This is a genomic window from Xanthomonas codiaei, assembly GCF_002939785.1.
Lineage (GTDB): Bacteria > Pseudomonadota > Gammaproteobacteria > Xanthomonadales > Xanthomonadaceae > Xanthomonas > Xanthomonas codiaei.
Genome location: NZ_MDEC01000078.1, coordinates 1 through 1,145, shown reverse-complemented (window position 1 = coordinate 1,145; position 1,145 = coordinate 1). Strand labels below are relative to the sequence as shown.

Below are 1,145 nucleotides of genomic sequence, written 5' to 3'. Positions count from 1 at the left end.
GTAAAACGTTTCTTCACGTCCAATCTCCGTCGGGTAGGGAATTGGACTCCAAACTGCGGTGCTACTCAAAATCGGGGGGACGTCGGGGACCCCACACATAGTCCCGCTTGCTTCACAGGCAGTTGAAGTTCTTCGCGAGATTGAACCCATTACCAGGAGCAGTGAGTTTGTCTTTCCTGGCCTGCATGGGAAGGGGAGGCCGATGAGTGATAGCACCATCAATGCCGCTTTGAGGAGGATGGGGTTTGACTCCAAGACCATGACTGGACATGGATTTCGCGCAATGGCTCGTACGATCCTCGATTAGGTGCTCGGCTTCCGCCCTGACTGCATCGAACACCAGCTAGCGCATGCCGTGCGTGATCCAAACGGCCAGGCATATAGCTGCACGGCTCATATCGCCGAGCGCCGAAAGATGATGCAGGCTTGGGCTGATTATCTTGACTGTCTGCAGATACCGCAGCATGCGAATTGAAAATTGCTGGCGTCTATCGCTTCTGGCAGAGCGCATATCGGACCCGGTTTGCCTATGCCCGGCCACATCGCCAACATGACCGATCCCTGCATCGAGATGGCATACTGGAAGCCCAAGGACGAATGTTGCAGGCAAGACCTATGAAAGCGATCAATCTTCTGCTGCTGATCTCACTAGCTGCCCTGGTTGTAGCTTGTGGCAAAGAAGAGCCTAAGCCAGCTCAGACTTTAGATGCTGGAGCAGTGATTCAGGAGGTGAAGGTCGGAGCCGCAGATGCCGGAAGCGCTGAACTGAAACAGGCGCTCACGCAAAATAAGCCAATCAAGGTGGAAATCAGATCAGTCCCTTCAAGTTCTCCGAAGGTGGCAAAGGTCGATGTAAAGCTAATAGAACTTAAGACTGGCTTGGTCGCGGGAACGGCGACCAGCGAAATTTTAGCTAAGGGAGGGAGTGCTGTAGTGGAGCTAAAGAGCGCCAATCAGTGGCCCCCTGGACGCTACCTGATTGAAGTCAGAATTGATGGAAAGCTTTCTGCTTCGAGAGACATCGATGTATTTGGCGCTTCGATGTAAGCAGTGGAAGTCTCTAGGGAAGGTCTGAACAACGATGCCTGACAGGGCGGAATGTGGCATCGCTCCGGAGAGTCGCGTTTGGAGCCTCGGGTTCTCGC

Annotated in this window: 1 protein-coding gene and 1 pseudogene; both read left to right on the top strand. The window is 53.7% G+C overall.

Annotation, left to right across the window (positions count from 1 at the left end; translation table 11 throughout):
- Nucleotides 1–82: 82 nt before the first annotated feature.
- Nucleotides 83–475, top strand: a pseudogene (locus tag XcodCFBP4690_RS22110) (tyrosine-type recombinase/integrase); the annotation flags it as partial.
- A 140-nt stretch (nt 476–615) separates the two neighbouring features.
- Nucleotides 616–1,047: a hypothetical protein gene (locus XcodCFBP4690_RS22615; protein WP_146092039.1), complete on the top strand. Its 432-nt coding sequence runs from the start codon at nt 616–618 to the stop codon at nt 1,045–1,047.
- Nucleotides 1,048–1,145 lie beyond the last annotated feature (98 nt).

Excerpts from the sequence above, each read along its gene's own strand:
- XcodCFBP4690_RS22615 (WP_146092039.1), top strand. The coding sequence starts at position 616 with ATGAAAGCGATCAATCTTCTGCTGCTGATCTCACTAGCTGCCCTGGTT.